The organism is Paenibacillus sp. FSL F4-0125 (genome assembly GCF_038008565.1).
GTDB lineage: Bacteria > Bacillota > Bacilli > Paenibacillales > Paenibacillaceae > Paenibacillus_AQ.
In genome coordinates this window covers 4,663,459-4,680,767 of sequence record NZ_JBBOZJ010000001.1, presented here as the reverse complement: position 1 = coordinate 4,680,767, position 17,309 = coordinate 4,663,459, and the positions used below count along the sequence as shown (strand labels likewise).

General features: G+C 40.1%; 16 protein-coding genes. 9 read left to right on the top strand and 7 right to left on the bottom strand.

The features are described from left to right. Positions 1-350: 350 nt before the first annotated feature. Positions 351-944 (top strand): hypothetical protein, encoded by a 594-nt coding sequence (locus NST74_RS20905; RefSeq protein ID WP_341114225.1) that lies wholly within the window; start codon positions 351-353, stop codon positions 942-944. A 110-nt stretch (positions 945-1,054) separates the two neighbouring features. Here the strand turns inward: NST74_RS20905 and NST74_RS20900 are convergent, their stop codons facing one another. Then, complete coding sequence (locus tag NST74_RS20900) at positions 1,055-2,797, bottom strand: ABC-F family ATP-binding cassette domain-containing protein (protein WP_341114224.1); 1,743 nt, start codon at positions 2,795-2,797, stop codon at positions 1,055-1,057. Between the two features lie 311 nt (positions 2,798-3,108). On the opposite strand from NST74_RS20900, the gene NST74_RS20895 reads away from it, so the two are divergent. Together NST74_RS20895 and NST74_RS20890 are read left to right on the top strand one after the other, a co-directional pair. Next, positions 3,109-3,594, top strand: coding sequence for a hypothetical protein (locus tag NST74_RS20895; protein WP_341114222.1), 486 nt, complete (start codon positions 3,109-3,111; stop codon positions 3,592-3,594). 310 nt (positions 3,595-3,904) lie between these two features. Further along, positions 3,905-4,195, top strand: coding sequence for a MazG nucleotide pyrophosphohydrolase domain-containing protein (locus NST74_RS20890; RefSeq protein ID WP_341114220.1), 291 nt, complete (start codon positions 3,905-3,907; stop codon positions 4,193-4,195). A 59-nt stretch (positions 4,196-4,254) separates the two neighbouring features. On the opposite strand, the gene NST74_RS20885 is transcribed toward NST74_RS20890, so the two are convergent. Beyond that, entirely contained in the window at positions 4,255-5,004 is a 750-nt protein-coding gene (locus NST74_RS20885; protein WP_076121845.1) for an SDR family NAD(P)-dependent oxidoreductase, read from the bottom strand. 163 nt (positions 5,005-5,167) lie between these two features. On the opposite strand from NST74_RS20885, the gene NST74_RS20880 reads away from it, so the two are divergent. The 6 genes from NST74_RS20880 (at position 5,168) to NST74_RS20855 (ending at position 14,961) form a co-directional block, all read left to right on the top strand. Beyond that, complete coding sequence (locus NST74_RS20880; protein WP_341114218.1) at positions 5,168-6,079, top strand: LysR family transcriptional regulator; 912 nt, start codon at positions 5,168-5,170, stop codon at positions 6,077-6,079. Between the two features lie 132 nt (positions 6,080-6,211). Further along, the gene (locus tag NST74_RS20875) at positions 6,212-6,388 is read left to right on the top strand and encodes a PfkB family carbohydrate kinase (RefSeq protein WP_341114216.1); all 177 of its coding nucleotides are present in this window, start codon (positions 6,212-6,214) and stop codon (positions 6,386-6,388) included. Beyond that, positions 6,381-6,821, top strand: coding sequence for a carbohydrate kinase family protein (locus NST74_RS20870; RefSeq protein ID WP_341114214.1), 441 nt, complete (start codon positions 6,381-6,383; stop codon positions 6,819-6,821). Before NST74_RS20875 ends, NST74_RS20870 begins: the two co-directional genes overlap by 8 nt. A gap of 229 nt (positions 6,822-7,050) precedes the next feature. Further along, complete coding sequence (locus tag NST74_RS20865) at positions 7,051-13,482, top strand: phosphodiester glycosidase family protein (protein WP_341114213.1); 6,432 nt, start codon at positions 7,051-7,053, stop codon at positions 13,480-13,482. 391 nt (positions 13,483-13,873) lie between these two features. Further along, entirely contained in the window at positions 13,874-14,533 is a 660-nt protein-coding gene (locus NST74_RS20860; protein WP_042190416.1) for a helix-turn-helix domain-containing protein, read from the top strand. 119 nt (positions 14,534-14,652) lie between these two features. Further along, positions 14,653-14,961, top strand: a complete 309-nt coding sequence (locus tag NST74_RS20855; RefSeq protein ID WP_042129778.1) for a hypothetical protein — start codon at positions 14,653-14,655, stop codon at positions 14,959-14,961. Positions 14,962-15,148: 187 nt separating this feature from the next. Here NST74_RS20855 and sda read toward each other — a convergent pair whose 3' ends face one another. The 5 genes from sda to NST74_RS20835 all read right to left on the bottom strand — a co-directional run bounded on the left by sda (position 15,149) and on the right by NST74_RS20835 (position 17,182). After that, the gene (gene sda, locus NST74_RS20850) at positions 15,149-15,322 is read right to left on the bottom strand and encodes a sporulation histidine kinase inhibitor Sda (protein WP_341114212.1); all 174 of its coding nucleotides are present in this window, start codon (positions 15,320-15,322) and stop codon (positions 15,149-15,151) included. Positions 15,323-15,538: 216 nt separating this feature from the next. Further along, the gene (locus NST74_RS20845; protein WP_341114210.1) at positions 15,539-15,871 is read right to left on the bottom strand and encodes a LytTR family DNA-binding domain-containing protein; all 333 of its coding nucleotides are present in this window, start codon (positions 15,869-15,871) and stop codon (positions 15,539-15,541) included. 21 nt (positions 15,872-15,892) lie between these two features. After that, entirely contained in the window at positions 15,893-16,012 is a 120-nt protein-coding gene (locus NST74_RS20840; RefSeq protein WP_139328656.1) for a cyclic lactone autoinducer peptide, read from the bottom strand. Then, positions 16,009-16,536, bottom strand: a complete 528-nt coding sequence (locus NST74_RS30035) for an accessory gene regulator ArgB-like protein (protein ID WP_445668205.1) — start codon at positions 16,534-16,536, stop codon at positions 16,009-16,011. The genes NST74_RS20840 and NST74_RS30035 overlap by 4 nt, the downstream gene beginning before the upstream one ends. Next, positions 16,517-17,182 carry a hypothetical protein gene (locus NST74_RS20835; protein ID WP_341114208.1) on the bottom strand — a complete coding sequence of 222 codons (666 nt, stop codon included), beginning with the start codon at positions 17,180-17,182 and terminating at the stop codon, positions 16,517-16,519. The genes NST74_RS30035 and NST74_RS20835 overlap by 20 nt, the downstream gene beginning before the upstream one ends. Positions 17,183-17,309 lie beyond the last annotated feature (127 nt).

The following is a 17,309-nucleotide window of genomic DNA, read 5'->3' as shown; positions in this document are numbered from 1 at the left end:
GAGGAGTGTTTGTTTATGACTGACTTTGAATTTCAGATTGATAATTTTTATGTTGTAGTATATCTACAAACACAATTAATATCACTGATGTAATAGTATTGAAAATGAAATAACAAAGAATGCTTGTGAAAAATCGAGAACAAAAATTATCAGAAAAATCAAAAAAAAGCTCAGTGTAGAAAGCTTAAAACTTGTTCTTGGACAGTTTGATACATCGAGGTATGAACAGTTAACTTTCTTCAATGGAGTTGATTATAGAGATTCTAATGGAACAATTTAGCATCTGATAAAACAAATATTTAATTTAGAAGGAGACATAAGAACTTGAAAAAATAGTGGGAGTGTGAAATGTGGAAAAAATATTATTGGTTTGTATTATGATAATGTTGATGTTAGCATCGGCTAATGGAAATGTTGAAATGACATCAAATCCAAATACTTCAAGTGAGCCTAAACCTGAAACGGATGAGTCTATTATTCCAAAAAACACATCCGTATATTGTGCTCAAGAAAGTATAAATTTGGATAGTGAAACTGAACAAGATTTCTATGGAACTTGGAAAGTTGAGAAGCTTTTAGGATTTGCAAATTCATATAATGATGCTTCTGAATATCCAACTGGGCAAAAATTTATTGGAGATGAAATTATCATCAAAAAAGACTTTTTTTCATCAAAAGGACTTAAAAACTATAGTGTTTATCAATATGAACTAAAAAAACCATTATATGAGATTACAGCGACATGTTATAACTCTGACTCTTTTTATAGATTATATAAAATAGATATCCCAGACTTAAATATAAATGATGTAGTAAAAGTAATAAATATAAGTGACCCTTCTACAAACCTGGGAATACCTTTAAGTTTTTTTGTTGTTAATAACGATAGGCTTATCTTGTTAGCAGAGGCCACTATTTTTGCGCTTGAAAAAATTACTGATTAAATGAATGGGATTCTGAAAATACCCGTATCAAATCAATGCAGCAAAAAGACACTGAGATCTTATTCATCAGTGTCTTTTTTGTTTATACTTTTCCACCAGAGGATTGTATCTTAAAGCAGCTTAATCAGCTCTTCTAGCTCGTCAACCATACCTTTTGCAAGTTCAAAATTATTGTCTTTTAAAGCTAATTCTATTTTCATTTCAACTGCTTTTTTATTTTGTTCATTTTCTAAATAGTCTTTATCAAAATGACTGGCATAAATCATCTTTCTGAATTTTCGCATACTCATTTTTCTAATCGTCTTCTCGTCAATGATTAATACATAATCCATACCATTTACTACAGAATAGAAATCATGAGAAATCATGAGAATCGCACCTTTATAGTCTTCAATGGCCTTCTCCAGTGCGATTTGTGTATAGGTGTCTAAATGGCTTGTCGGTTCATCAAGAAGCAATAAGTTTGCTTTACTTGCAGAAACTTTTGCCAATTGCAGTATATTTTTTTCGCCACCAGATAAAGATTCTATCTTTTGATTAAGAATTTCTCCTTCAAAGCCATAGTTTGAAAGATGTGCTCTAATCTCGTCATAAGTTGCAAACCCAGCATCGATGAAGTCTTCTAGTATGGTATTAGAATCCTTTAGCACTTCGTCTTGAAGCTGAGAAAGATAAGCCACTTTAACATCATCATGTATTTTAATTGAATCATGATTATTTTTAAAGATATCTCGGAGTAAAGTCGTTTTCCCGGTACCGTTTGGACCGATAAGGGCTACTTTATCTGTAGGCTTCATCTCAAAGTTAACATTTTCTAAAATCAACTCATCAAAGGAAACACTATAATTATTCACATTTAAAACAGTGATGTCTTCTTCAATTTCATTGTCCACACCAAAACTGATTTCCGGTTGCTTAATATCAACGAATGGCGCTTTAATTTTTCGCGCTTCCAATCTTTCTTGAAACTTAACCCTAGCTTTTAACGCTCTCCCTCTAGATGCTTCTGAATTATAGGTTGCGATCGCTCTAAGATTATCAATAATGTCATCGTATCTCTCAATTTCTTCTTGTTCAGCGACTGCGATTTCTTGTAACTCAATTTTCGTCTGAAGTAATGAGAAGTTATACTCAATATATCGCCCATCGAACTCTTGGATCTCCATGTTTTCAAGGTGTATAATTTTGTTAAAACAATGATTCAATAGATAACGGTTATGCGTAACAACTAACAATATTCCTTTGTGAGCATTAATAAGATTTTTAAGTGCATTTAGGTTTTCAAAATCTAAAAATACATCGGGCTCATCCATAATCATTAAGTCTGGACGAGTCAGCATTTCCTTCATCACTTGAATAAGCTTGAATTCCCCACCACTTAGGTCAGATACCCTAGCATCTTTTAGCTTCAAAAGGTTGGCTAAATTTAGTTTCTTATTAATATTGCTTTCAAAATCATTTCCATCCATTAAATCAAAGGCATCTAGAGCTAATTGATACTTTTCGAGTAATGAATCAATATCTGAGGATGTTTCCATCTCAGTGAGAATAGCTGTTATTTCATTCTGAATCTTAATAAATTCTTCTCCTATATATTCAAAAACGGTTGTTTCTTTAGATTTGTCTAGTTGCGAAAACTGACTTACATACCCAATTTTGCAGGTTGGGTCCATCTCTAGCTTGCCTTCGAACAAATATTTTTCTGGATCCATCAGTATATCGATCAGTGTACTTTTACCACTGCCACTTGTTCCTATAAAAGCGCAATGTTGTGCCTCTTCAAGCGTAAATGTAATGTTTTTATATAGTTCTTTTTGCGGAAATGCGAAGGATAAGTTATCAACTTTTATCATAGTATTACCTTTCTTTATAACTAAATTAGTGAATATGAAAAGAAGGATTGAAGATCATAAATTTTGAGTTTACCGTTGATAGAGTAACACTGTTTACAGCTAACATCAATCATTTCGAATTAAAGTTGTTCGTGAAATCGAAAAATCCAACTTAGAACAATTGGATCACGCCTGTCCAGATGGCGTTTTATAGCTAGATTACATATGGCCAGTAGTTGAGTTGACTGTGGCAGAGTCTCTTAGTATATCTTTCATGTTACGAATATATTGGTTATAATTGGAAGAATAATAAGCTCAGGAGGTTCGTAGATATGAAGAAGAAAATAGTAGGGATTGTAGCAGCGGCGCTGTTACTTGGTGGTTCAATAGGATTCGCAGCAAGCTCGTCTTTAATTGGCGCTAAAGTTTCCGGAATGTATACTATAAAACAAGCCGGAAAGAAGATTGCAGATGCGATTGTAGTAAATAACTCGGCCTACGTACCTGTGCGCACGATGTCCGAAGCGACGGGAGCAGGGTTGACGGTTGAAGGAAAGACGATAATATTGGAGAGTAAGGGGACTGAGAAGGCGCTGAAAGCAAGTATTGCAGCGGCTAAACTCCGGGAAAGATTAGCAGGGGCAGAATCAAGCGTTCAAGTTCTCAAAGAAGCCATCCAACTGGCGGAAACTACTGCGGCCGACCTAACAAGCGCAGCAGACCAAGAGGCTCAAAGAAACTATATCGCCGAGTTGAATAAACGTGTTGCCTTCATGGAAACAGAAATTGCGCAGCTCAAGGAGCAGCTCGGCGAATAATAAATGAATAATGATGAAGAGTCCCGCCGTTCCTGATGCGGCACGTTCGACGATGAAATTGGCCGTGCACTTGCGGATTAACGCCCAGTGAAATGTCCGATATAGGCGTAGATAGTGGCTGAAACAGTAGCAAGTAAATAAATTTTCTTAGCGATTCTTCTATGATCTGAAGAATCGTTTTTTTTGTAATGACGGAGAGTTTGTTTTCTTCGAACAAATGGATGATAATAAAGGAATGAGCTAGGCTAATCGCATGACATCGTTTTTATAAACTACATAACTTTATACCCTAAAAGCGAGGCGTAAGAAAATGAATACATCTGAGTTTCAACAGTATGTGAAGAAGTTCAGTGAAACCAAAGGTTTTGACACTAGTAGCATTGAGCAGCGAATGTTGTACTTAATGACTGAAGTGGGGGAATTGTCTAAAGAGGTACTGTCCGTATCCTTCAATCCTGACGAAGAGAAGAAAGAAAACTTGGGATTTGAGATGTACGACGTGGTGTGGAATATTTTTGATCTGGCCAATAAACTGGATATTGATCTAGAGCAGGCATTTAAACGTAAGCTGGAAATCAATGAACAGAGATCATGGGAGTAATACAAAAAAATCCAAGGACATCCCGCTCGGGAAGCCTTGGATTTTTTGATCTAAATTTTTTATTTAAATGAAGCATAACCTTCATCCGCCATAACAACACTACCGTTAATTGCGCTAGCTTCTGGCAAGGAGAGCAAGTATACGGTATCAGCAACTTGTTCAGGTAGCGTTAATTTGTTACCCATGACTTTGCTCTTCATCTCGTCGACCATTCCTTGGTCTTTATATCCTTGGATAATTGGGGTATCTACAGCACCTGGTGCAACGGCGAGTACGCGGATACCGTGAACGGACATTTCAAGCGCTGCCGATTTGGTCATCATTATGACCGCACCTTTGGAAGCGTGGTAAGCGAATGTACCTGGGGAAGCCAGGAATCCAAATACAGAGGCAGTATTGATGATGACACCTTTGATGCCGAGTTCGCGCATTTTTTTACCTGCCGCAATAATACCGTGGGCAACACCGTGCTGATTGACATTAATAACACTATGATAATCCTTAAGGTCTTGGTCTAGTACAGGAGTGACGCGGCCGATTCCGGCATTATTGAACATGACGTCAATTCTTCCATAAGTGGTAACGGTCTTTTCAACCAGTGCTTCTACCTCTTCATATTTTGAAACATCGGTTTTGACGAAAATCGCTTCGCCACCATCCTTGATGATCTGTGCTACGGTTTCTTCACCTAATTGTTGATTGAAATCGGCAACGACCACTTGGTCACCTTTACTTGCGAATTTAATTGCGGTTTGTTTCCCGATTCCACTGGCTCCACCTGTTATTACGGCTACTCTTTTGTCTGTCATTTGTGATTCCTCCTCGAGAAATATAGTTATACTAGAAATATAGGTTCATATGGTGAAAAGGTTATTTACTAACTTATTTACATTGTAACACTAGTCCAAATTAATTAAAATTTAAGTAAATTTAATAGGTATTAAGTAAATATTAAGTTAGGGAGTGATTCAAATGAATTTAGAGCAATGCGAGAATATCGTAGAAGTCGCAAAGATTGGTTCACTAACCAAAGCCGCTCAGAATCGTCATATCACCCTGTCTGCGATAAGCCAGTCTATAACACTGTTAGAAGCGGAGTTGGGAGTTACTTTGTTCATTCGTTCGCGAGGCCAAAAAGCAGTTCCCACAGCAGAAGGACAGGCCATAATCAGCAAAGCAAATGAAGTCCTAATGAAAGTTAATGAATTAAAAGCTGAAGCACAGATTTACAGTGATACGTTAAGCGGTCATTTGAAGATTGCTACAATTCCGGGACCTATGCATCTAATAGTGAAGGTTATTTCTGGTTTTAAGATGGATTTTCCAAATGTGAAAATAGAGATTTTTGAAAAGGGACCTAAAGAGATTCTGGATAATGTGCTTCAGGATGAAGTGGATATCGGACTGATGGTCTCACCGGAGGGCTTATCAGATCAACATAAAGGGGTCGTATTTGAGAAATTAATGGAAGGAAAGATTGTCGTAGGCGTACATCCTCATTCACCATTAGCTTTAAATACAATGATTACCCCTGAACAGTTAGCAGGTCAGACGTTGGTTTTATACGATGATCATTACATACAGGACTTTGTGGAGCGATATTTACTGAAGGCTGGGCCGATGAATATCCTTTTTATAAGCAATAATACCCGAGCCATTGAGAATGCAGTTGCGGCAGGACTCGCGATTACGATCGGTATGGATTATTCTTTTATAAAAACATTTGAGGATTCTCAGAAGATTATGAAGACGATCGAGCTGCGATCTTCAGATCAGCATACTCCAGGTTCTATTGTTTCAGCTTCTAAACAAGGCTCAAAAACGGTCCGGAGATTTATCAACAGGCTTAAGCATGAGTTTGAGGAAGGGATCAGAAGAGGTTGAACGTTCATTTCTCCAATGTTGGAGAGCTTGAATTAGGAGAGGATGGAGCGCCCCGAAAAGATTACAAACATCAGTAACCATGCTAAAATATGAATACAAAGGATTACAGGATGTTTAGTCAGGGGAATGATTATGAAATCTAAAATTGCCTTTGCTGGCAAAGTGGGAAATGATCCATTCGGTCAATTCTTAATTCAGACTTTGCGTGAAGTGAAAGTGAATACGGATTTGATCGTGAGAGATTCCTCAGCACTAACGACGATGGCTTATATCTTTATAAAAAGATGGAGAACGGGATTTTGTGTTTAGTCGTGGCGCGGATGGTAATTTTGGATTGCAAGATGTACCTCTTCATAAGCTGAATGAAGCAGCCGTTGTTCATTTTGGTTCAGCAACAGCGATGTTAGGTGGAACTTATCTTGAAGCTTATTTTGAACTTATGGGCAAAGCACGCCAAGCTCGCCAGTTCGTTTCCTTTGACCCTAACTATAGAGGCAGTTTATGGGGCGACAGAACGGAAGTGTTTATCAGGTTAGCTAAGAAGGGGATCTCAGCGGCTGATTTTGTTAAAGTGTTATTACAGCTTTCGCGACTGACACATCAAGCAATTGGAAGTCTTACCTTTGCGGATTGGCAAGACATAATTCATTTTGCTAATCAAGTGGGTGCTATCGTGTGTACGAAGGTAGGCGTTATTGCTGCATTACCTACTTATGAGGAAGTAACGAATTGGGATCAATAATTTTGGGTACCGATTAGAAACCATCAAGCGCTGGCCGCTTGATGGTTTTTTATTTGTGCCCAGCAGGGACAGGCTGAAACATGAATTTGATGAATGGATTAGAAGAAGTTAACAGTATGCCTTGGTAAATTTTATTTAACCTTTACGCTTCCTAGTTAAAATAAACCCTATGATGTTGTCCAAGCTCAGATCGTCATTAGGACAGCCAAGTGGGGAGGATGTCAACACAGTGAGAAGGTATTTAAGGCAAATTAATGTGGTAGTTATTTTTGTTTTGTTGATTTCGTTGTTGCAGCCGGGGGCATTTGTTCGCGCTTCCATTTCTGATTTACCTGCTACAGAATATGGTACTGTTATTGATCTTCGTAAGACGGAGCTGGCACCTGGGGCGATGTATACCTGGATGGATCTTCAAAATGAACGCGGTTTGCAAAAGGTTCATGCTGTCGAGTTTAACCCGCAAAATGCTAACTTAGAGCTGCGGGCGGGCACGAAGGATGGAAAGGTTTATGGCATGAAGGGTGTAACGGAAATGGCATCTTATGCGGATGCGCCTGGAAACCGTGTAATAGCAGGGGTTAATGGTGATTTTTATGAAATCTCCGGTTTTGCCACAGGTGTCCCTAACGGATTGTTTATGGATGAGGGTGTGATCCTGAACAGTTCGATCTCAGCTTTTACCTTCGGTTTAAAAGAAGACGGCAGCTCGATTTATGGTGTGCCGAAGTTAACTAAAAACATTACGATAAACGGAAAAACGACTAATTTAACCAGTATCAACCGTTATCGAAATACAAATGAGCTGGTTCTCTATACGGAAAATTATAATACAACTACAAAGTCGACCAATGAGGGTGACGAGGTTGTTCTAGATATTGTCGAAGGAGAAGTGAAAAGCGGTCAGACCTTGAAGCTGAAGGTGTCTGAAATCCGTAACAATCAAGGCAATACGCCGCTTTCCCAAGGAAAGGTGGTTTTGTCTGCTAATGGGACGTCTCATGCTGTTTTGCAGGGGTTATCGGTTGGTGATAGTGTTACTGCAAGCTTTGCGCTCAGTGGAGAATGGAATGAAGTCAAGGTAGCTATTGGCGGTGAAGGACCGCTGGTGAAGGACGGAGTAGTTCAACAAGGTGTAGGGCCTTTAGGTATTCATCCACGTACTGCCATTGGTACAAAAGCGGATGGCAGTATCGTTCTTTTCGAAGTAGATGGAAGATCACCGGGCTTTAGTGAAGGCGTAGATACCGATGAACTGGGAAAAATAATGAAAGATATGGGCGTTATTAACGCCATGAATCTAGATGGTGGCGGTTCGTCTACCTTTGTTGCCAGAATGCCAGGTACTACCGGCGTTAAAATGATGAACCAGGGCTCGGATGGCTACGAACGTAAAACCGGCAACGGTTTGCTTATCGTCAACACAGCTCCTGAGCAATCTGCAGCTTCTAAGCTGGTTGTGCAGCCGAATACGGAACGTATTTTGCAAGGCTCAACCTTTGCATTCAAAACCGCAGGCGTGGATGAGAATGGACATCCAGCTCCGTATTCAGGAACGGTGAATTGGCAGGTGAATGACGGTCTTGGAACCATTGACGGAAATGGAGTCTTAACAGCAGGAACCTCCGCCGGAACCGGAAAGGTGACTGTAGAAGCTGGAGCGGTCAAAGGCAGCGGCGAAATCGAAGTGGTGGATAAGCTCACAGAGCTTAAATTTCCTGATGTAATCAAAACGTATTCTTCAGGTGCTACTGCACCATTGACCATAAAAGCTCTTCGGAGTGGACAGGTTATTCAAGCAGATAATCATAGCTTCGAGTGGCGAGTTGAAGGCGAGATCGGGACAGTGGACAAGAATGGTCTGTTTCAAGCGACGAGAGAGAACGGAAAGAATGGTAAGATTATCGCTAAATACGGCGATGTAGAGACATCATTTGAAGTTAATGTTGGATTACCGCCAGTAATGCTGGAGGATTTTGAGAGTGGAATCAATAAATATGTAGCTTCCAGTGCAGCTGCCAACAGTGTGAAGCTTCTTGAAGTAACAGATCAGGATTTTGTCCGTAGTGGGGATAAAGCCTTGAAGCTGGAATATGATTTTGTGGGGAAGACAGGTACATCTGGAGCATATGTAGCTGCGAGTTCAACCGAAAATCGAATTCAAATTCCGGGTTATCCTGAGAAAATCAGTATGTGGATTTATGGAGATGGCAAAAAGCACTGGCTGCGAGGACAGATTCGTGATGGCAATAATGCAGCCGTGCCTGTGGATTTTACGGATCAGGTGAACGGTGTGAACTGGACCGGATGGAAATACGTTGAAGTCTCCGTCCCCAAGGGAAAAGCCACACCTTTAACGATGGATATGCCTGTTCGCTATATGGAGACCAGTAATCTTAATAAGAGCGAAGGTGCTATTTACGTAGATGATATTCGCGCCATTTATGGCCCGCTAGAGGAAGATAGAACACCTCCAGTGCTTAAAGATGCTTATCCTGGTGTGAACGAAATTGTAAAAACAGCTACGCCAACCCTTTCTATCAATGGTGAGGATGATGGTTATGATCCTGTAGCCCATCCAGGAACGACCTTAATTGATCCTGCAAAGACTCGGGTTTTTGTAGATGATCAATTAGTAGAGCATGGATTTTATCCACCAAAGGGACAAATTACTTATAAACCTAAGGTTCCGCTAACTGAAGGCAGACATAAAGTAAAAGTAGCTATTCGCGATATGAGCGGTAATCAGACAATAAAAGAATGGTATTTTACTGTGAATCTAGGATCACCATTCTATGTATACAAAACGCCAGAAGTAGTATACGCCGGCAGCACACACACTTTGGATGTAACCGCGGAAAAGGCTAACAAGCTGAAGGAAGGAAATCTTACGTTTGCTTTTAATCCTGCTGCAGTTAAAGATTTGCAGGTGATTCGGGGGAGTAAGGTAACAGAAGTCCAAATGGCATCACTTATTGATACGGTACTGGGAACTGTACGCCTTACTTTAAGCGACATAAATAGCTCTAATCTTGGTGATAAAGATCTTATCGGCCAAATTCAATACACAGTTCGAAATGATTATTTGGGTCCCTATACACAAGAACAGTTGGCTGGAGACATCAGTAAACCGTTTGTAATAGAGAATACATCCGGTTCTGTAACCTCTACGGAGGGTACGGGAATCCCTATTTCTTTTGTTGGGGCAGCTGTTGAATCTGTGGTGAAGACACAGTTAATGCTCACTTGGAATCATTACGATATAGCCAAAGGCTTTGATGCTTCTTTTTCGGTAAAGGATTTGAGTGGAAATGGCGTTGAGGGTGCTTCGCTACTGATTGATGGTATAGAGGTACAAGGAGCAGTCTCAGGGGCAAACGGAATACTTTCAACGGCTTCCGTTACTTCTGCAGAAGGAACGTTTAAATTACAGACAGTGAAGGGGAATGTCTACAGTCCTGTAATGACATTCAGAGTTGCTCCATACGACGGAACAACTACTCCGCGGAATGTGAATGTTACGATGGGACTCGATGCAGCAACCTCCCGTCAGTTCACTTGGCAAACCGTACCGTTAACCAGGGACACTGTAGTTGAACTTGTGAAAAAAGCAGAGTTCACGAGCTTTCAAGCCGCAAATGTAATAAAAATAACTGGCAGCAGTTCGATCTACAACACTAACAATGACGGAACAATGCGAGTTCACAAAGCGGAGGCAGTAGGGCTTACCCCTGGAACGGAATATGTATATCGTGTGGGGGATGGCAAGTTAAATGTAAGTGCGCAAGGAACCTTCGTTACAAGCGGAGGGGAGAGCATTTCTACAAAATTCCTGTTCATCGGTGATTCCCAAGCTGACTCGAAAGCAGGTTTTGGTCTTTGGGGAAATACGATTCAGGCTGCTTTTGCCTACATGCCAGATGCAGAGATGCTAGTTCATGCAGGTGACATGGTGGATAAAGGATTTGAACAAGAGCAGTGGAATTGGTGGTTCGATGCTGCGCAGCAACAGCTCCTGAATACCACACTTGTCCCGATTATCGGGAACCATGAAGTGATGGGAACGAATGGAGACGGGGATTACCTAGCACAATTCAATAATCCGCAAAATGGTGCAGCGAGTGTGAAAGGGACGAACTATTCCTTTGATGTGAAGGATACTCACTTTGTGGTCCTGAATACAGAACATTCAGGTAGTCCGTTTGCAGAACAGGCAGAGTGGCTGGATCAGGATCTTTCAGCTACAGATAAAAAGTGGAAGGTGATCTTTTTCCATCAAGGTCCCTACGGCAGCATCTACTCTAATGAGCAGGTACAAGCAAAGTGGGTACCAGTGTTTGATAAGCATAATGTGGATCTTGTTATGAATGGCCATGATCATATTTACTTACGAACTTTTCCGATGAAGGATGGTAAGCAGGTAGCGGAAGGCGAAGGTACTCGATATGTGATCGGAGGTTCCTCGGGTCCTAAGTTCTATGCGTTGACGCCACGTTTTTGGCAGGAAAAAATATATGATGAGGATGAACAAATTTATACCGCTGTTGAGATTGCCGAGAATGAGATTACGGTTACTGCAAGAACGGTTGATGGTGTGGAAATTGACCGTCTAGTAATCGGGAAAATTGTTCTAGAATCTATTGCGCTGGATCAAACCACTGTAAAGCTTGAACCTGGTGCTAGCATTCTACTGCAAGCTAAGGTTCAACCAGAACAGGCTAATCATCTAAAAAAGATTTGGTCCATCGTTTCTGACACTACTGAATCAGTGGTCACTGTAAATGAGAGCGGCCTCGTCACAGCATTGAAGCCAGGTATAGCTAGGGTAAGAGTTGCAGTGGAAGGTTACCCGAATATTTATGCGGAGAGTACGATAAACGTAGATGTTCTGCAATCTATTAAGCTTCAGGGCAAAAGAGAGCTTAAACTGGAAGAAGCTGATCAGACGGTAACCGAAGCCGTTTATGCGTCAGGTAAACGTATCCCGATATTAGATGGACTTCATTATTCCAGCTCAAATGAGAATGTTGCTACAATCAACGATCAGGGCTTGATTCAGACCTATAAGGAAGGTACAACAGTAATTGCAGTTACCTATAGAGAGTTCTCATCGGAGTACAACCTTGTCGTAACAACTGATGTGGCTTCTGAGCTAACAGGAATCGCGATTAAAGGGCCGGATTCGTTGGAGCTGGGCAGTAAAGGCTCTGTTGTCGTTCAGGCTGTGTACAGTGATGGCAGCACGCTAAAATTGATCGAAGGCGTAAAATATGATACTTCCGATCATGACGTTGCCATGATTAGTGAGACAGGAGAACTTCATGCTCTAACTGTCGGTACAACAAAAGTCAGTGCTGTTTATAACGGGTTAAGTACTGAATATGAATTGACAGTGACAGAAGGTTCACCAGGGACGACACCGACACCAGAACCAACACCAACACCAGAACCAGAACCAACACCAACGCCAGGTGGCTGGGTGCCGGGACCTATGGTGACACCAACGCCTACATCCTTACCAACACCGTCGGCATCTGCACAAGTGGGAGTTGTAACGATAACAGAATCTCAGTTGTCAGCGAACAAGAATGCACAAGGTGAAGTTGTAGTTTCCATTGACGAAGTGGTAACGGGATTACTTTTGCCAGGGAATGCGGTTGAACTACTTGGCAGTGCATCCCTCAGAGTGGTTACGAAGGAATTGACGGTTATTATCCCTGTGAGGGTATTGGCGGATCTAAGTAAGCTGAACCCTGCTGGAATCACTGCCGAAAGTAAGATTTCACTTCAATTGAATTCAGTAGCTAGCGATGCAGCAACGGAACTGATTAATCGTGCGGGAACACTTGCGGGTGCACAATTGAGAGTGATAAGTGATATGCGGGAATGGTCGCTTAGCATGATAACTGAACAAGGAAAGAGCTTCAGGTTAAGTCAGTTTGCAGAGCCGATCACGATTTCATTTAAGGTTGACGCGAATGTAGATCGACGTTTATTAGGAATTTATCACATTGATGATGCTGGTAATCTGGAGTATATGAATAGTAATTGGTTGGAAGGTTATATTGTTGCTCCTATCAGTCATTTTAGTAAATATGCATTATTAGAATACGACAAGGATTTTAGTGATCTGAAATCCGATCATTGGGCATTTCTTACTGTGAAACAGCTCGCAGCTAAGCAGCTTGTACAGGGCGTAACAGCGGATCATTTTGATCCCAACAGATCGGTTACGCGTGCTGAATTTACTGCGATGCTAGTTCGCGTACTTGGGCTGAAAGGTCAAACGGAAGCCGTATTCGCCGATGTAGCTACGGACAAATGGTATGCCGAAGCCGTAGGTTTAGCGAGACAAGCTGGAATTGTTACTGGCCAGAATTCTCTACAGTTTGAACCAGATGCTAAGATTTCTCGTCAAGAGATGGCTGCGATGCTGGCTCGTGCATATGCTTACGCCAAGAAAACAGTAGCTGTCGATAGTCTTAACGGTATGGCATTTAAAGATATTGCTGCTACTCCGAAATGGGCTCAAGAGGCTATCAGCGAGGTGCTCAGACTTGGATTGATGCAAGGACGTGGGGAAGGGCAATTTGCTCCGAAACAATATGGCACTCGTGCCGAAAGTGCACAGATGATCATCAACTTGTTGAATGTTATGGAGTAATGATTTTGGCCAGTCTCAGAAAATTGGGACTGGCTGTTTTTTGGTCCATTTTTTTTATTTTACGGATTCCACAGCTCTTATTGTCATATTTTTGAACCGGCTCGCCGTATATTTTAATGAATAGCTGCATCTGAGTCCGACAGGTGAGCGAAAAAGCAGAAATCAGCTAATAGGGTCTCAACAGTCAGATACGTTTGATTTTCCAACCCGAGAACACAATCCAAAACCTGTCAGACGAACGCCTATTCTTATCCTGTTTTTGTGACAAGAGGGTTATATTGGTTCTTGAATAGTGGGAATTACCCTTAAGAAGCAAGTAAATGCTAGGATTAATTGTTATTAGCCAACACAAATTGTTATGTTGTGTTATGATAGTAGGGAGGTGACTCCCATGAATGATTTTGAGAACTATCCCGATGAGCTGGGTAATTTCATTCGGCACATCAGAAAAACGAGAGGGTTAACCTTAAGAGGACTGGAAGAAAAGAGCGGTATTAGCTACTCACAGCTTAGCAAGATCGAACGTGGAGAGAGCATTCCGCTTAAAGACAATCTGGACAAGATCATTGAAGCGCTTGGAACAGATCTGAAGAATCGGATGTATCATTTGGCAGACTATATGCCTGATATTGAATATATCAAGACCTTGAAGCATGGTTATGAACTGCCGCAGCTTAAACAGTCTCAAGACTACATTTATGAGACGGCCTTTAACAAGCTTAAGGAATTCAGGGCAAAGGAAGGTAAAGAAACATCTTATGTTTCCTTTGATTCTAATGAAGTCATAGTTTATGAAACCGAATATGGGGCAGGAATGGTTATTGAGAAGATTGAGAAATACAATCTTACTGACGTCCTGAACGATAAGTTTGAGGGTTGCCTCGACTCCTTAAGAAAGAGCCCTCGGAAAGGGCGTCAAGCCTTTCTATTTGGCGAGTGGTTACGGGAGTGCGTTTATGAGCTGAAGGAAGAAGAACAGGATCAGGTCATACAAGCGCTCAAAGAATTTACACAATTTAAAGTACAACAAATAAAGGGTGCTTATAAATAATGTATGTTTCATAAATGATCTCAAAAATGAATAATGTTGCCCTTTCTTGCAGCCATCTATTCATCTTGATCCATAAACTAACAACTAAAAATGGTTTGACAGAAAAGGGGATATTAATAATGAAAATTAACATGAAGTTTACCAGCAAGGGAAAAGTCGCTATAGAGAATTTTAATAACGAGGAATTGCTGGAGATCTTCGCACGATACATCAAGACATTATCCAAAAAGTATGATATCGAAGTTGATGTTCCTCTTGACGAGAATCAAAATATTGTTGGTGATGGCGCAGTGATCGCGACTGCTAAAAATGTAAAATGTGATGTAGAAACCTTTTTCAAAGAGCTGGGTAGAGATATTAAAGTTCCATTGAAGAAGAGACTTGGCGGGAAATTGGAAAATGTATTTAAAACTGAAATTACGGAGTAGGGACTATTCTATTTAGATGGAGTAATCCTTGTTTCAAATAAAGAAGGTAGGGCCATTAAAGGCTCTACCTTCTTTATGTTGATGAAGTTAACATGAAGACAAACCAGAGAGCACTTGGAGTGAAGTCATCGTCATGGGAAATTATATAATTGCGTCATAATAAGCGAATGAATTCGTGTAGGGGATGTTATACTTCTTTAGAATGTATGAGATCTCTACTGTCTAAGATCTCTTTAACAATCGCAATGAAATCTGGTAAAGCTTGTGCCTCAACCGCTAGCGCATAGATGTTAAGTAATTCTTCATCAGATATCGATTCAAGAGATGAGGGGCGAGGTGAGGGATGAAAATAGTAATTCATTTGGTTCCTCCATCATAATTTTGTTTTTATTACACATTTGTCTATATGGTATCATTTGGAATACAATCCGTCTCCTGTCATTCGTCTTACGAATTTGTCTTTACATCTGAGGATAATTATGGCATAATGGCTATTTTTGTGCGATTATAGTATGGATTACTTTAAATATTAATAAACAAAAAAGATCCCGACATGTAGAGACATGTCGGGATCTTTTTAATCGGAGTCTTTCTTTAGAGTAGATAAGTACTTTTTTAGGCGAGGTTCATTGGACTCCGAAACAGTTGCAAACTGCTCGCCATGATTAAAATAAACGATTTTTCGTTCGGAATCATAGCCTTCGATGTTGTTAATATTGACTACATTGCTGCGGTCAAGGCGTTTAAATCCCTTACCCTCATACGCTGTGAAAAGATCGGAAAGAGTGGTGGGGAGAACAAATTCGCCTTCTTTCGTATGGACGAATATTGTATTCTTATAATTCGAGAAATACAATATCTCTTCCTCCGGAATATCACAGGAGGAACCGTCTTTCTGTAAGACACGCATCTTTTCCCCATCCTTGTTTAATTACTTACGCAATTCTTTTGGAATTTCTGGACTGTGAATGTAAGGCTTGATGATTGTTGCAAAGACAAGAGCGGACATACCAAGCGCACTAGAAGCAACACGAGCGAGCGTTTTCTTCATCTACTGGACCTCCCTTGTAAAGGAATGATTACTGTTAAGGACTGGATGAAAAAAGCCAGTCCGATGACAGACGAGTTAATCCACAAATTTGCGAGCACTAACAGGATGGATAACAGTTTCAATCCTAGGTACCAGTCTTTAGAGAGTTGTGCATTTCGATCTGGATTCGGAGCAAATAAGATCATTGAAATCATACTAAATAGATTAATCCAGAGCAAATAACTATGTGTAAGGAATGTAAGATGGGGGATTAACGAACATATGAAAATGGACGTTATATTACAGGCTGTTGCAGTTTTCAAATGGGCTCCGCCAGAACAAATCCTTAGCAATCCAAAACTTAGTAGCGCGATCAATGTTCCCATTAACTGCCCTGTAAAGCCCCCTATTAGAAGGGAAACTGTAATAATGAATAAAGTATTCAAAATAATACTCAGTGCATACTGCATTACTTCTATGGAATGAGTTTGCTCAGGGTTTGTTTTTTTTATGGCCGAAACGATTCTAAATGCTAAATGATTCATAGTCATTTCTGTCCTTTTTATAGGATAAATACAAATATCCCCATAATATAACCCCATAACCAATAGGGATTAGAAGAAAATAGCTTGACTGAAAAAATAACGAAACGGAAGCGATTAGAAATAGTGCAGGAAGATTCAGAATAAATAGTATCTTTTCGCTCGTACTTGGTTTTATTTTTATATCAGGTTTATCGGGTACAAAATCAAATCCTTTACGTTTTTGGCGCATATACACACCAATACCTATGGCAGCCAAAGCTGATAAAACTTGAAGTATAAATATATTGATAGAAACAGAGTTGGAAGAATCTAAAGGTAACTTGATTACAAAGTTTAAAAAATAATATAGAGAGGTTTGAATCACGGAATATGCTTGATAAGCCATCCCGGTCAGTATGGAGGCATAAAAGGGATGAATTCGGAACAACAGCCACATAAAGAAAAACATTAGCGCATATTGTGAGAAAATATCTAATTGAAATAGGTCATAGTTCGTCCGAAGTGAATAGGAGAAAAACCCCATTACAAAACTTCCGAACACCATCTCCTTATGAAAGAGATCAATTTTGAAGATTTTAAAAGCTAAAAAGAAAATAGCATAGGTTTCTAGTCCTGAAAAAACCATGAAGAGAATAAAATCAAGCATGCCGACACTCCCGATGACTAGTTTAACAAATCTTAATATTGCAAGTATCATACATAATTAACTAAAATACAACTATGAGCACGTGATTTTTCTCCATATTTTTCAAAAAAATTCAATATGTGAGGAG

What these genes read in the sequence shown, in the direction of transcription:
- NST74_RS20900 (WP_341114224.1), bottom strand. Translation starts at nt 2,797, where the DNA reads ATGATAAAAGTTGATAACTTATCCTTCGCATTTCCGCAAAAAGAACTA.
- NST74_RS20895 (WP_341114222.1), top strand. Translation starts at nt 3,109, where the DNA reads ATGAAGAAGAAAATAGTAGGGATTGTAGCAGCGGCGCTGTTACTTGGT.
- NST74_RS20890 (WP_341114220.1), top strand. Translation starts at nt 3,905, where the DNA reads ATGAATACATCTGAGTTTCAACAGTATGTGAAGAAGTTCAGTGAAACC.
- NST74_RS20885 (WP_076121845.1), bottom strand. Translation starts at nt 5,004, where the DNA reads ATGACAGACAAAAGAGTAGCCGTAATAACAGGTGGAGCCAGTGGAATC.
- NST74_RS20880 (WP_341114218.1), top strand. Translation starts at nt 5,168, where the DNA reads ATGAATTTAGAGCAATGCGAGAATATCGTAGAAGTCGCAAAGATTGGT.
- NST74_RS20875 (WP_341114216.1), top strand. Translation starts at nt 6,212, where the DNA reads ATGAAATCTAAAATTGCCTTTGCTGGCAAAGTGGGAAATGATCCATTC.
- NST74_RS20860 (WP_042190416.1), top strand. Translation starts at nt 13,874, where the DNA reads ATGAATGATTTTGAGAACTATCCCGATGAGCTGGGTAATTTCATTCGG.
- NST74_RS20855 (WP_042129778.1), top strand. Translation starts at nt 14,653, where the DNA reads ATGAAAATTAACATGAAGTTTACCAGCAAGGGAAAAGTCGCTATAGAG.
- sda (WP_341114212.1), bottom strand. Translation starts at nt 15,322, where the DNA reads ATGAATTACTATTTTCATCCCTCACCTCGCCCCTCATCTCTTGAATCG.
- NST74_RS20845 (WP_341114210.1), bottom strand. Translation starts at nt 15,871, where the DNA reads ATGCGTGTCTTACAGAAAGACGGTTCCTCCTGTGATATTCCGGAGGAA.
- NST74_RS20840 (WP_139328656.1), bottom strand. Translation starts at nt 16,012, where the DNA reads ATGAAGAAAACGCTCGCTCGTGTTGCTTCTAGTGCGCTTGGTATGTCC.
- NST74_RS30035 (WP_445668205.1), bottom strand. Translation starts at nt 16,536, where the DNA reads ATGAATCATTTAGCATTTAGAATCGTTTCGGCCATAAAAAAAACAAAC.
- NST74_RS20835 (WP_341114208.1), bottom strand. Translation starts at nt 17,182, where the DNA reads ATGCTTGATTTTATTCTCTTCATGGTTTTTTCAGGACTAGAAACCTAT.